This is a genomic window from Citrifermentans bremense, from assembly GCF_014218275.1.
In the GTDB taxonomy this organism is placed as follows: domain Bacteria; phylum Desulfobacterota; class Desulfuromonadia; order Geobacterales; family Geobacteraceae; genus Geomonas; species Geomonas pelophila.
The window spans coordinates 4,184,457-4,197,535 of sequence record NZ_AP023213.1; the positions used below are offsets into that span (position 1 = coordinate 4,184,457).

General features: G+C 61.9%; 13 protein-coding genes. 2 read left to right on the top strand and 11 right to left on the bottom strand.

Annotated features, from left to right (window positions below):
* Nucleotides 1-52: 52 nt before the first annotated feature.
* Nucleotides 53-2,545 (top strand): helicase C-terminal domain-containing protein, encoded by a 2,493-nt coding sequence (locus GEOBRER4_RS18610; RefSeq protein ID WP_185243512.1) that lies wholly within the window; start codon nt 53-55, stop codon nt 2,543-2,545.
* Between the two features lie 217 nt (nt 2,546-2,762).
* Here GEOBRER4_RS18610 and GEOBRER4_RS18615 read toward each other — a convergent pair whose 3' ends face one another.
* The 9 genes from GEOBRER4_RS18615 to proB all read right to left on the bottom strand — a co-directional run bounded on the left by GEOBRER4_RS18615 (nt 2,763) and on the right by proB (nt 10,608).
* Complete coding sequence (locus GEOBRER4_RS18615) at nt 2,763-3,482, bottom strand: ComF family protein (RefSeq protein WP_185243513.1); 720 nt, start codon at nt 3,480-3,482, stop codon at nt 2,763-2,765.
* A gap of 144 nt (nt 3,483-3,626) precedes the next feature.
* Nucleotides 3,627-4,280: a lactate utilization protein gene (locus GEOBRER4_RS18620; protein WP_185243514.1), complete on the bottom strand. Its 654-nt coding sequence runs from the start codon at nt 4,278-4,280 to the stop codon at nt 3,627-3,629.
* Between the two features lie 58 nt (nt 4,281-4,338).
* The gene (locus GEOBRER4_RS18625) at nt 4,339-5,001 is read right to left on the bottom strand and encodes a flavodoxin family protein (RefSeq protein ID WP_185243515.1); all 663 of its coding nucleotides are present in this window, start codon (nt 4,999-5,001) and stop codon (nt 4,339-4,341) included.
* A gap of 21 nt (nt 5,002-5,022) precedes the next feature.
* Nucleotides 5,023-6,561, bottom strand: coding sequence for a 2,3-bisphosphoglycerate-independent phosphoglycerate mutase (gene gpmI, locus GEOBRER4_RS18630; protein WP_185243516.1), 1,539 nt, complete (start codon nt 6,559-6,561; stop codon nt 5,023-5,025).
* A gap of 83 nt (nt 6,562-6,644) precedes the next feature.
* Complete coding sequence (locus GEOBRER4_RS18635; protein WP_185243517.1) at nt 6,645-7,109, bottom strand: 23S rRNA (pseudouridine(1915)-N(3))-methyltransferase RlmH; 465 nt, start codon at nt 7,107-7,109, stop codon at nt 6,645-6,647.
* Complete coding sequence (gene rsfS, locus GEOBRER4_RS18640; RefSeq protein WP_085814751.1) at nt 7,106-7,492, bottom strand: ribosome silencing factor; 387 nt, start codon at nt 7,490-7,492, stop codon at nt 7,106-7,108. Before rsfS ends, GEOBRER4_RS18635 begins: the two co-directional genes overlap by 4 nt.
* The gene (gene nadD, locus GEOBRER4_RS18645; protein WP_185243518.1) at nt 7,482-8,132 is read right to left on the bottom strand and encodes a nicotinate-nucleotide adenylyltransferase; all 651 of its coding nucleotides are present in this window, start codon (nt 8,130-8,132) and stop codon (nt 7,482-7,484) included. The genes rsfS and nadD overlap by 11 nt, the downstream gene beginning before the upstream one ends.
* Nucleotides 8,133-8,148: 16 nt before the next feature.
* Complete coding sequence (locus GEOBRER4_RS18650) at nt 8,149-9,462, bottom strand: glutamate-5-semialdehyde dehydrogenase (RefSeq protein WP_185243519.1); 1,314 nt, start codon at nt 9,460-9,462, stop codon at nt 8,149-8,151.
* A 24-nt stretch (nt 9,463-9,486) separates the two neighbouring features.
* The gene (gene proB, locus GEOBRER4_RS18655) at nt 9,487-10,608 is read right to left on the bottom strand and encodes a glutamate 5-kinase (protein WP_185243520.1); all 1,122 of its coding nucleotides are present in this window, start codon (nt 10,606-10,608) and stop codon (nt 9,487-9,489) included.
* A 149-nt stretch (nt 10,609-10,757) separates the two neighbouring features.
* Here proB and GEOBRER4_RS18660 point away from each other — a divergent pair, with 149 nt between their 5' ends.
* Nucleotides 10,758-11,243: a DUF2062 domain-containing protein gene (locus GEOBRER4_RS18660; RefSeq protein WP_085814747.1), complete on the top strand. Its 486-nt coding sequence runs from the start codon at nt 10,758-10,760 to the stop codon at nt 11,241-11,243.
* A 69-nt stretch (nt 11,244-11,312) separates the two neighbouring features.
* Here the strand turns inward: GEOBRER4_RS18660 and GEOBRER4_RS18665 are convergent, their stop codons facing one another.
* Both GEOBRER4_RS18665 and GEOBRER4_RS18670 read right to left on the bottom strand, forming a co-directional pair.
* Nucleotides 11,313-12,314, bottom strand: coding sequence for an inorganic phosphate transporter (locus GEOBRER4_RS18665; RefSeq protein WP_085814746.1), 1,002 nt, complete (start codon nt 12,312-12,314; stop codon nt 11,313-11,315).
* Nucleotides 12,307-12,924 carry a DUF47 domain-containing protein gene (locus GEOBRER4_RS18670; RefSeq protein WP_085814745.1) on the bottom strand — a complete coding sequence of 206 codons (618 nt, stop codon included), beginning with the start codon at nt 12,922-12,924 and terminating at the stop codon, nt 12,307-12,309. Before GEOBRER4_RS18670 ends, GEOBRER4_RS18665 begins: the two co-directional genes overlap by 8 nt.
* Nucleotides 12,925-13,079 lie beyond the last annotated feature (155 nt).

Here is a 13,079-nt window from a genome sequence, read left to right on the forward strand (position 1 = left end):
CTACCCCTTTTAGGTTGCCTCCCCAGGGCAAAGCCTGTATCTTCGACCGGTCATGCAAAAGTCTTTTTCCGATCAGGCAATACAGCAACTCAAAAGCGCAATCGACGAGGCAAACGGCAACGAAGTCTTCTTCCTGGGGCGCACCGACGAGGCACGCATCGTCGTGGAGGTCGAGCCCCTGGCGCGCGGCAATCGCGACGCGGTCCCCGCCATCATGATCGCCTGCTCCTTCGGCGACGTGGTGATCCACAACCACCCCTCCGGCAACCTCACCCCCTCCCAGCCCGACATCGAGATCGCCTCGCTCCTTGGAAACCAGGGGGTCGGGTTCTATATCGTCAACAACAAGGCCGACCGCTGCAACCAGGTTGTCGCCCCCTTCTCCCGGAAGGTGGTGGAATCGCTCTCCTACTCCGAGATCGAGCGTTTCTACGCTCCTGACGGGGTGCTGTCGCAGGCGCTGCCTGGATACGAGCACCGCCCCGAGCAGACCCGGATGGCGCTGAACCTCTCCGAAGCCTTCAACGACGAGAAGGTCGCCGTGGTCGAGGCGGGGACCGGCACCGGTAAGTCGCTTGCCTACCTGCTACCGGCGGCGCTTTGGTCGGTGCGCAACAAGGAGCGGGTGGTTGTTTCCACCAACACCATCAACCTCCAGGAGCAGTTGATCCAGAAGGACATCCCCTTCCTGCAGCAGCACGCGCAGATCAAGTTCCGGGCCGTCCTGGTAAAGGGGCGCGGCAACTACCTCTGCCTGAGAAAGCTCCACGTGAACGCCGCCGACGCCTCCCTTTTCAAGGACGAGACCGCGCAGGAACTCGACGCCATCGTCGCCTGGAGCAAGAAGACCGACGACGGCTGCCGCTCGGATTTGGCATTCATACCCAAAGACGAGGTCTGGGAGGAGCTTTGCTGCGAGTCGGACCAGTGCGGCCGGGTGCGCTGCCCCGATTACGCCCGCTGCTTCTTCTACAAGGCGAGACGCGAGGCTGCCGGCGCCGACCTCCTGGTGGTGAACCACGCCCTCCTTTTGGCCGACCTTTCGGTGCGCCAGGAAACCGGCTACGACGCAACCGCCATCCTCCCCCCGTTCACCAGGCTCATCTTCGACGAGGGGCACCACCTGGAGGACGTCGCCACCAACTTCCTCTCCAGCCAGGTCTCGCGGCTTGCGCTCGTGAAGCTCATGGGGAAACTGCAGCACCCGAAGAAGGCGCACCGCGGCATCCTCCCGCAGCTCTCCTCGCTCCTCTCCTCCGCGGTCCCGGAGGACCAGGACGACCTCTACCTGGAGATCGCCGAGGTGCTGGAGGACCGTCTGATCCCGAGGAGGGTGTCGGTGCTGGACGCGGTTACCCGGGGGATGGATGCCATCGGCGAGTCGTTGTTCCAGAAGCTCAAGAAGGAAAGCGGCGAACAGAAGCTGCGGGTGACCCCGGCCCTGTACGGGACGCCGCTTTGGCAGGAGGTCACCGAGCAGGTGGAGATCATGTGCCAGGCGCTCTCCGAGTACGCGCTAGCCCTGCAAACCTTCCTGAAGCGGTGCGAGAAGCTATCGGACAAGGTGCTGGAAAAGCTAGCCGGGCCGCTCACCGACCTTAGGGGGGTGAAGGGACGGGTGGAGTGCGCGGTCGATGCACTGCGGTTTTTCACGGCGCGCGAGGAGGAGCACTGCCGCTGGTTCGAGCTGAGAAAGGGCCCCCTGGTGAAGCTCTGCTGCTCGCCGCTCGAAGTTGCCGAATCGATCAAGAAGGCGATCCTGGACCGCTTCAAGACCGTGGTGGTCACCTCGGCCACGCTCGCCGTGGGGGAGAAGTTCGACTATTTAAAGCGCAGGACAGGAATCGAGCTCCTTCCCAAGGAGCGCGTCAGCACGCTGCTCCTGCCCTCCCCCTTCGACTATGCCAGCCAGGCGCTGGTCGGCGCCCCTTCCGACATGCCCGAGCCGACCTCTCCGCTTTTCGAAGGAAGGCTTTGCGAGCACCTTTTGAAGGCGCTCAAGATCTCGCAGGGGCGCGCCTTCGTCCTCTTCACCTCCTACGACCTGTTGATCCGGGTCTTCAACCGCCTGGCGAAGCCGCTCAAGGCCGCCGGACTCACCCCGATGCGCCAGGGGGAGACCAACCGGCACATGCTTCTCTCCAACTACCGTAGCGCCGTTAACCCGGTCCTCTTCGGCACCGATTCCTTCTGGGAGGGGGTGGACGTGCAGGGGCGGGGGCTGGAGCTGGTGGTGATCACCCGGCTTCCCTTCCGGGTCCCGACCGAGCCGATCCTGGAGGCGAGAAGCGAACACATCGCTGCACAGGGGGGAGACCCCTTCATGAGCTACACGGTTCCCCAGGCGGTGATCAAGTTCAAGCAGGGGTTCGGTAGATTGATCAGGAGCAAGGAAGACCGCGGCGCGGTGCTGATCCTCGACTCGCGGGTCTTGACCAAGAACTACGGGAAGATCTTCCTGACCGCCCTGCACGGGGTAGAGGTGGTGCGAGGGGAAGAGGCGGTGCTCTGCGAGAAGCTGGAAGGGTTCTTCGGAAAACCCTAAGGCTTAAAAGCTTTCACCACAGAGGATCACAGAGGAAAAACAAAAGCATGAAAATCACTAAGCTTTTGGGGGTAACAAAGGCTTTAGTCTTTTGCCTTTCCTCTGTGGTTCCTCTGTGTACCTCCGTGGTGAGTGCCTTTGCTTTTCCCCAAGAAACCTCGGTGACCTCCGTGGACCTCCGCGCCCTCTGTGTTCCGCCTTTTTAGTTCTTTCCTCTTTATGGCTGTACTCCCCGGGCTACCGTGACGGCGGCTACCGCCGAGACTTCCGCATCCATCAACGCGTCGACGCAGGCGCGCATGGTGCTCCCGGTGGTCAAGACGTCATCCACCAGCAGGACCCGCTTTCCTTCCAGACGCTTCGCCTCCCGCACCCCGAAAGCCCCCTTCACGTTCGCCACCCTCTTCGCCGCATCCAGCGTCGTCTGCGGCTCGGTCCAGCGCAGCCGCCGCAGGTTCCCCACCTCGAGCGGCAGCTCCAGCTTCTTCGCCAGCACCTGTGCGATCAGTTGGGACTGGTTGTAACCCCTCTGCCTCAACCTCTTTTTGTGCAGCGGCACGGGGACGATCAGGTCCGGCGCCGCCTCGGTGCAGAACTCCGACAAGGCCGATATCGCGAGAAGCCCCAGGGGGAGGGACAGCTGCACGCGGCCGCCGTACTTGAAGCGATGGATCAGCTGCGGGAGAGGGCCCTCCAGGATCGCCGCCGAGCGGCAGGTGTGTAACGGGGGATGGGTCAGGCAGGCGCCGCAAGTGTGGTCGGAGCCTTGGTCGGTGGCGAAGGGAGCGCCACATACGGTGCAAAGCGGGGTGGTCAGGAAAGCGACTTTATCGAGGCAGTCGGCGCAGATGAAGAGCTCGCCGGCTTCGGGGATGAACGCCCGGCAAGCGTGGCAAAGTGGGGGGAAAAAGAGATCCAGCAGCGGGCGAAAGAACATGCTTCCTCCCTTTGAACCGGAGAAACATGACCATTGGTCACGGAGAAAATCCGAGAAAGGCGAAGAATGCCCAGGTTTGTTTCTCTCCCTGGTGTCTCTCAGAGATCCTCGGATTTTCCCCTTGCCAATGGTTTCAGTTTTTTTCTACAGCCCCATATCCTCGTTTACCACGAGCACCCGGATGTCGGTGTTGCGCGGCTTTTTCTCGATGATGGTGGTCACCCGGCAGATCCGCTGAGGAGAGTTGCAGTCCGCGCAAAAGCCGGTGCTGGCGCAGGGGGTGGAAAGGTCCAGGCGCTTGGCGTTGGGAGGAGCGGCGTAGGTCTTTATCCTTTGCATCGCTTCTTCAACGCCGCCGTCCACCAGCTTGTTCCGCCCCACGACCACGATCACCTTCTCGGGCCCGAAGAACATGGAGGCGGCCCTATTGCCGTTGCCGTCGACGTTCACCAGTATGCCGGAAAGGGTAACGGCATTGCTCCCGGTGAGAAAGAGGTCGCAGGTGAGCTGCCTCTTGGTGATGGCAAGCTTTTCCTCCGGTGCGAGGCCGGGCGCGCCGTGGTTCAGGATCTCCTTCCCCATCCCCTTCAGCTTGTCGGTCAATTTGAGGTCGGCTACCGAGAGGGAGCCGCCGAACCCGACGCTGTGCGCCGCTTCCGCCTCGTTCAGTATGTAGTGGAACACTTCCTGGCTGTCGTGGCAGTAGACCGCTTCGAAGCCGTTCTTCTTCAGGTTCTCCACCGCCTTCTTGCATTTCTGGGCATAGCTCCAGTCGTTCAGTTCTTCGGTCTTGCTCATCTTCTACCTCCGCTTGTCTCGCCTTCGATACATAAACCTGCGCCGCGGGAATTTCCTCCTACCGCTTCGCCACTATCTGGTGCTCGTAGGGCCAGGCCTCCCCCACGTAGCCGATCAGCTGCTCCATGCGCGCCTTGAAGCCGAGGCGCCACTCGTCCTGCTCCGGGAACTGCCGCTTCTCGCGGACGCTGTCGCAAAGATCCTTACCCAGGGCACGCGCCTTCTGGAACAGGGCGTCCTGATCCGGGAAAACACGATGGCCGGCGCCGGGGGAACCGATGCTCCCGACGTTCTGCGCCCCCATGGCGTTGACGATCCGCTGCATGTACTCCAGCACTTCCTCGTCCCCGCCCCCGCCCGAGGTCTCTACCAGCGCCGCGTACTTCCCTTCCAGCGAGGTCAGGTGGATGAGCCCGTTGCAGCGGTCCAGGAACGCCTTTAACTGGGCGGTGATGCTGAGGAGGTAGTTCGGGGTGGCCAGGATGAAGGCATCGGCAGCCACAAGCTTCTGCTTGATCTCCTCGAACTCGTCCTTGACCGGGCAGGTCCCGACCTTGTGGCAGACGTCGCAGGCGACGCAAGGCTTAATCGGCGTCTGGGCCAGCGTCACGATCTCGATGTCCGCGCCCGCCTGCACCGCACCCGCCATTACCTCTTCCAAAAGACGCCCCGTGGTGCCGTTCATACCCCTGGGACTGCCGTTGATTGCCAGGATTTTCATGCGATATCTCCGTTGATGCCTTTAATGTACCAGCAGGCTCTTGCCCCCCATCTCCGGGGGCTGGGGGAGGCCTAAGAGCTCGAGCATGGTGGGAGCCAAGTCCGCCAGCACCCCTGTCCTGAGCTTCGCCCCCTTGCGGGAATCGTCCACCAGGACCACCGGCGCCATCTCGCAGGTGTGCGCCGTGTGCGGTCCCCCCTGCTCGTCCTTCATCATCTCGGCATTGCCGTGGTCGGCGGTGATGAGGGCGATACCCCCTTTTTCCCGCACCTTCGCCACCAGCTTGCCGACGCACTCGTCGACGGCCTCGACCGCCTTCACCGCCGCCGGGAAGATGCCGGTGTGCCCGACCATGTCGGCGTTGGCGAAGTTGAGGATGACCACGTCGTACTTGTCCTGGTCGAGCCGCTTCAGGAGCTCCTCGGTGACGAGGTAGGCGCTCATCTCGGGCTTCTGGTCGTAGGTGGCGACTTCCTTGGGTGAAGGAATCATGGCGCGGTCCTCGCCGGGGAAGGGGTTCTCCCTGCCGCCGTTGAAGAAGAAGGTGACGTGAGCGTACTTCTCGGTCTCCGCGATCCTCAGCTGGGTGAGCCCGGCGTTGCTGATCACCTCGGGGAAGATGTTGACCAGTTCCTCGTTTCCGAAGGCGACCGGAAGGCCGAAGGTCTCGTCGTAGCTGGTCATGCAGACGTAGCTGGCGAGCTTGGGCCATTCCTCCCTCTTGAACCCGTCGAAGCCGGTATCGGTGAAGGCGCGGGTGATCTCGCGGGCGCGGTCGGAGCGGAAGTTGAAGAAGATGAAGCCGTCCCCGTCGCCAAGCCTACCCACCGGAGCGCCAGCTTCCATGATCACGCTCGGGAGCACGAACTCGTCGTTGACCCCGTCCCGGTAGCTCTGCTCGATGGCCGCGGCGGCGGACGGGTACGGTTTCCCGACGCCCGAAACCATGGCGCGGTAGGCCTGCTCCACCCGGTCCCAGCGGTTGTCGCGGTCCATGGCGTAGTAGCGCCCGATCACGGTGGCGATCTTGCCGAAGCTAAGGCGCTTCATCTCCGCCTCGAGCCTCGCCAGGTAGTCGACCCCGCTCTGCGGGGGGGTGTCGCGGCCGTCCAGGAGGCAGTGCACGAAGACCTCGCGGACGCCGTTGCGCTTCGCCATGTCGATCAGCGCGTAGAGGTGGGTGTCGTGGGAGTGCACGCCGCCGTCGGAGAGAAGACCCGCCAGGTGCAGCCTCCCGCTTCCCTGCACCGTCTTCTTCATACAGTCCAGAAGGACGGGGTTCTGGAAGAAATCGCCGTCGTCGATGGACTTGCTGATCCGGGTGAGATCCTGGTACACCACGCGCCCGGCGCCGATGTTGGTGTGCCCCACCTCCGAGTTCCCCATCTGGCCTGCGGGAAGCCCCACGGACATGCCGGAGCCGTCGATGGTGCCGCTTGGGTACTCGGCGGTGAGCCGGGTCATGTTCGGGGTCTTCGCCTGCGCGATGGCGTTGGACTCGGTGTCGGAATTGATCCCCCAGCCATCGAGGATCATCAAGAGCAGAGGCTTCTTAGGCATGGCTTTTCTCCCTCATTAGATTTTTTGAGACCAATTAAAAAAGGTGAAGTTGAGCTTCACCCTTTTTACATCACAACCTTCAGCTACTCATGATGATACGGCTCGCCGTTAATGATGGTGAAGCCGCGGTAGATCTGTTCCAGCAGGAAGACCCTCACCATCTGGTGGGTGAGGGTCATGCGGGAAAGCGATATCGACTTGAAGGCCTGGCTGCGGAAAGCGTCGGTGAAGCCGAAGGCCCCCCCGATGGCGAAGACCAGGTCCTGCGTTCCCTGGTCGCGGTTTTTGGAGAGAAAGGAGGCGAGCTCCGGCGAGGTCATTGCCTCCCCCCGCTCGTCCAGGAGCACCAGCTTCCCCCCCTTGGGAATCAGCTTCGCCAGGCGCTCGCATTCCCGCTCCCGCATCGCGGCGGCCTGCGCCCCCTTTTCCTCCCGGGCCTCCAGGATCTCCAGCGGCATGTAGCGCCTGATGCGCCCCGCGTACTCCTCAATACCGGTCCTGACCCAGCTCTCCTGGGTCTTGCCGACCCAAAGGAGCTTCAGCCTCATGCCCCTTTATTCTCCCAAAGGTATTCCTCGGGGATCTCGAGCCGCGGAGCCCTTTGCCAGAGTTCGTCCAGGTTGTAGGTGTTGCGCACCTCTTCCAGGAAGAGGTGGACGATAACGTCGCCGTAGTCGATGACCACCCAGCGTCCCTGCTCGTACCCTTCCATGTCTATCGACCGGTCGAAGGGCTTCATCCCCTGCTTTACCGCGTCGGCCATCGCCATCACCTGGCGGTCCGAGCGCCCGGTGGCGAGCACCAGGTAATCGGCGATGCTGGAGATCTTCTTGATTTCCAGGACCTTGACGTCGAGCGCCTTCTTGTCCAGGGCGAATGCCGCACACTTGATGGCACGCTCTTCGGCCGTCAATACTTCCTTATCTTGCATCAGCGTATAACCTCTGTTCCTTTATGTATTGCTCTACGGCATCCGGCAGCAGATACCTGATCGAGCGGCCGCCCTGGACCAGCTGGCGGATGTGGCTGGAAGAGATGTCCAAAAGGACCCCGTCCAGCGCGTAAACTGCGTGGCCAGAGCAGTGATTGAGCCGTTTAGCCGCCGAATCATAGCAGAACTCGCCTGCTATGGCAACAGGGAGGGCCTCGGCAAGGCTGGTGATGGTTGAACCGGGGCGCTGCACGCTGATCACGTTGCAAAGCCCGAAAATCGCCGCGTATTCCCTCCAGGTGGAGATGTCGTTGAAGGAGTCGGCACCCACAATGAAGAAGAGCTCGTCCTTAGGGTACTGCGCCTTCAGCTCGCGCAGCGTGTCGATAGAGTAGGAGCGCCCGCCGCGCACACCTTCCATGTCGGAAACCATGAAGCCCGGGTTGTCGGCCACAGCCAAGCGCACCATCTCCAGGCGGCTGGCAAAGGAGAGCTCCCCCACCAGCGGCTTGTGCGGCGGAGTCGCAGCCGGGATGAAGGCGACCCGGTCCAGCTGGTAGAGGTCGCGCGCCTCCTCCGCGATGCGCAGGTGAGCGTTATGGATGGGGTTGAAGGTCCCCCCCAGAATCCCCAGTCTCATCTGGCGTTTCCTTTAATCAGGGGCGCACCTGCCCCGAGCCGTAGACGATGAACTTGGTGGTGGTGAGGTCGGTGAGCCCCATCGGCCCGAACGAGTGCAGCTTGGTGGTGGAGATGCCGATCTCCGCGCCGAGACCGAGCTGATTTCCGTCCGAGAAGCGGGTGGAGGCGTTCACCATCACCACGCCGGAGTTCACCTCGCGGATGAAGCGCTGCGAGTTCGCATAATCGCCGGTGATGATGGACTCGGTGTGCAGCGAGCTGTAGCGGTTGATGTGGTCGATGGCCGCATCGAGCCCGTCCACGACCGCCGCCGCCAGGATCAGCTCCAGGTACTCGGCGTACCAGTCCTCCTCGGTCGCCTCGGTCGCCTTGGGGGCGAACTGCCGGAAGGCCTTGTCCCCCCTGAGCTCCACCTTGAGCGTGGAAAGGGCCTCGTAGATGAAGGGGACGAAGGTTTCCGCTATGTCCTTGTGGATCAGGAGCGTTTCCAGCGCGTTGCAGACGCCGGGGCGCTGGGTCTTGGCGTTGACGATGATCTCGCGCGCCATCTCGAAGTCGGCCGTGGCGTCGACGAAGATGTGGCAGACTCCCTTGTAGTGCTTGATCACCGGGATCTTGGAGTTTTCCACCACGAACCGGATCAGGCTCTCCCCCCCTCTGGGGATGATGACGTCGATGTACTCCTCCTGCTTGAGCATCTCGGTCACCCCTTCGCGCTCCACGAACGGGATGAGGGAAAGGGCGGCGGCCGGGATGCCGTGCTTTGCGAGCTGCGCTTTCAGGATGGTGGCGATGGCGAGGTTCGAGTGGATCGCCTCGGAGCCTCCGCGCAGGACCACCGCGTTCCCGCTTTTAAGGCAGAGGGCGGCGGCGTCCGAGGTGACGTTCGGGCGCGACTCGTAGATGATGCCGATGACGCCGAGGGGGATGCGCATCTTCCCGACCATCAGGTCGTTGGGGCGCTTCCACATGCCGGTCACCTCGCCCACCGGGTCGGGGAGCTGCGCCACCTCGCGGATGGCATCGGCCATCCCTTTGACCCGCTGCTCGTTCAGCATCAGGCGGTCAAGCATCGCGGCGGAGAGCCCTCGCTGTTGCCCGGCCTCAAGGTCCTTCTTGTTTTCCTCTATGATGTGCGGCGCGTCGTTGATGAGCGCGAGCGCCATGTCCAGGAGCAGTTGGTCCTTGGCGGCGGAGGAGAGCTTCGCCATGGCGAAGGAGGCCTGCCTGGCTTCGGCGGCGATGCTGCGGATCTGTTCGGCAACTGACATGTGTACCTCCCGTAAGGCAAAACCCAAAGGCTTATTGACAGGGATGAAGGGTTCCATTCCCTCCATCCTCTGTGAAAAGTTTTAAAGCAGGACCAGGTTGTCCCGGTGGATGACGTCGTCGCCGTAGCGAAAGCCGAGGATCTGCTCGATCTCGCCGCTTTGGTGCCCGCGGATCTTCTCCACTTCCTGGCTGGAATAATCGGTGATGCCGCGCGCGAACTCCACCCCCTCGGGGTCGAGCACCCGTACGCAGGCGCCTCGGTCGAAGCGCCCCTCCACCTTTGCGATGCCGGAAGGAAGGAGGCTCCTGCCGTGCCGGGAGAGGACGTCGCGCGCGCCGGCGTCTACGACGATGCTGCCGGCGGGCTTGATGGTGAAGGCGATCCAGTGTTTGCGCCGGTTCAGCGACTCGCCGGCCGGCAGGAACAGGGTGCCTAAGAGCTCCCCCTGCATCACGCGGGAAAGGGTGCGCTCCCCCCGCCCGGCGAAGATGATCGCCGCGACACCCGACTTGACCACCTTCTTGGCCGCGGCGAGCTTGGTCGCCATGCCGCCGGTGCCGACGCTAGTGCCGCTGCCACCGGCGCCCCGCTCCAACTCGCGGGTCACCGCTCCCACCTGGTGGATCAGGGTGGCGCTCGGGTCGGTGCGTGGGTCGGCGGTGTAGAGGCCGTCGATGTCCGTCATGATCAAAAGTAGCTGCGCCTCGACCAGGTTGGTCACCAGCGCCGAGAGGTTGTCGTTGTCGCCGAACTTGAGCTCGTCGACCACGACCGTGTCGTTTTCGTTGATGACCGGGATGATGCCGCAGGCAAGAAGGGTGTCCAGGGTGCCGCGGGCGTTCTGGAAGCGGCGCCTGTTGGCAAGGTCGTCGCGCGTCAAGAGTATCTGTGCCACCTTGAGGTCGTAGGAGGAGAATGCTTCCTCGTAGGCACGCATCAGCCGGGACTGCCCCACCGCGGCCGCGGCCTGCTTCTGGGGGAGGGTCCTCGGGCGGTCAGGAAGCCCCAGCGCCTGGCGCCCTGCCGCCACGGCCCCAGAGGAGACAACCACCACCTCGACCCCCTTCCCGCTGAGTTCCGCGACCTGCGCCGCGAGCCCGTCAAGAAAGCGGGGATCCACCCCCCCGTTTTCGTCGGTAAGAACACCGGATCCTATCTTGACCACGACCCGTTTTACCTTCTTAAGCAGTTCCTTGCGCATCAGGATACCTTCGATAATCAGTTAATAAAGGCTAGGATACTAACATGTTTCCTGGACCATGGCAATTCAGTTGACCCTTTTGTCATAGTCAAATCATTTGACAAAGATGGGGTGGAACTTTAGACTGTGCCGAAATTTCGAGGTGACTGTTGTTCAACAAAGAGCTCTGGAAAAAAAGGATCTACAGCATACTGTCGCTGGACAGCCATCCGGGGCACATCGCCGCAGGCTTTGCGGTCGGCGTCTTCATCAGCTTCACACCCTTCGTCGGACTGCACACAGCCCTCGCCATCGCGGCCGCCTTCATTTTCAGGCTCAACAAACTCACCTGCATCACCGGCGCCTGGGTCAACACGCCGGTCACCATCGTCCCCATCCTCGGCGTGAGCTACAAGCTCGGCGCCTTCCTCACCGGCGCCCGGGTCAAGGAGCTCCAGATCTCGGGAAGCCTTGAGTGGCACAACCTGGAGCGTTACGCCAAGTCGCTCATCCTCGGCTCATCCCTGATCGGCTTCGTCTCCGCCGTCATCGCCTACTTCCTCTGTTATTACCTGGTGCTCCGCTTCCGGTCCAAGGACGCGGCCCAGTCGGAGATCGCCGAGGAGATGGCGGAGGTCGGAGAAGAACTGGATTAACCCCACCAAAAAAAAGGGAGCGGTTTCTCAACCGCTCCCGAAGTCACTTCGTTATTTCGTTTCCCTTTTTTACTTCCCGAGAAACGGCGAGAAAACCATGTAGCTCACAAAGCCGACCGTCGCCGAGGCTGGTATGGTGATGACCCAGGCCGTGACTATGCGGTAGGCGACCCCCCAGTTGACCGCGGAGATCCTCTTGGAAAGCCCCACCCCGAGGATGGAAGAGGTGATCACGTGCGTGGTCGAGGTGGGAAGCCCCATGGCGGAAGCGCCCAGGATGACCCCTGCCGACGCGGTTTCGACGCAGAAGCCGTGCACCGGCTGCAGCTTGACGAAATCGTGCCCGACGGTCTTGATGATCCTCCACCCCCCCGCAGCGGTGCCAAGCCCCATGGCGACGGCGCAGGAGAGCTTCACCCAGTTGGGGACCTCGAAGGTGGCAAGGCTGCCGTAGCTAACCAGCGCCATGGTGATGACACCCATGGACTTCTGCGCATCGGCGGTGCCGTGGGAGAAGGCCATCACTGCCGCGGAGAAGATCTGCAGCTTGCGGAACACCTTGTTGAGCGTGTAGGGGGCCTTGTTCCTGAAGGTCCACATCATGATGACCATGAAGAGGAAGCCGAAGAAGGCGCCGACGATCGGGGATAGAATCAGCACGGTGATGATCTTCTTCAATCCCGCCCAGTGCAGCGCGGAGGTGCCCGCATGTGCCACGACCGACCCCGCCAGTCCGCCGATGATGGCGTGCGAGGAGGAGGAGGGAAGGCCGTAGTACCAGGTGATCAGGTTCCAGATGATGGCTCCCATGATCCCGGCCAGTACCACTACCTGGGTGATGCTGCTGGCGTCCACGATCCCCTTGCCTATGGTCGCGGCGACCTTGGTCGAGATCATGGCGCCTACGAAGTTGAGGCCGGCGGCCATGAAGATGGCGGTCCTCACCGTGAGGGCACGGGTGGAAACGCAGGTTGCAATGGCGTTGGCCGTATCGTGGAAGCCGTTTATGTAGTCGAACAAAAGCGCCGCGGCTATTACCGCGACCAGCAAGACTAATGTGACCTCAGGCATTTTTTACCACCACGCTTTCCAGGATGTTGGCTGCATCCTCGCACTTGTCCGTTGCGGTTTCCAGCGTCTCGTAGATCTCTTTCCACTTGATGAGCTGGATCGGATCCTTCTCCTCGTCGAACAGGCGGCTGATCGCCTCGCGGCAGACGCGGTCCGCCTCGTTCTCCAGGGCGTTCACCTCGATGCAGTAGGCGCTGATCGGCTCCAGCTTGCCGCCCAGAAGAGCCACCGTCTTGTCGATGGTCTGGCAGGACTTGAGGATCAGGAAGGCAAGCTCCTTGGACTCCGGGGTCGGCTTCTCAACGTTGTACATGACGAAGCGCTGCGCCGAGGCGTCGATCAGGTCGAGGATGTCGTCCAGCGCCGCGGAAAGGGCGTAGATGTCTTCCCGGTCGAAGGGGGTGATGAAGCTCTTGTTCAACTTCTTGATGATGTCGTGGGTGATCGTGTCGCCCTTGTGCTCGACCTCTTTGATCTTGCGCTGGCTGGCGACCGGGTCGTCGAAGTTGTCCAGCATGTCCTTCAAGAGCTGCGCACCCTCGATGATGTTGTGAGACATGTCCCTGAACATGGCGAAAAATTTCTCTTCCTTCGGAATCAACCCAAACATTTGTCCCTCCAAGTAGCGGCCATAACGGCCGATTGCGTTCAAAACTGTGCAGACATAACATATTCGCGCCAAATATTAAACCATGAAATGTGTAATGCGACTACTCTAATTAGCCCAAATCTGTTTACTTCTTGATTTCTGCGACGGTTTCGCTT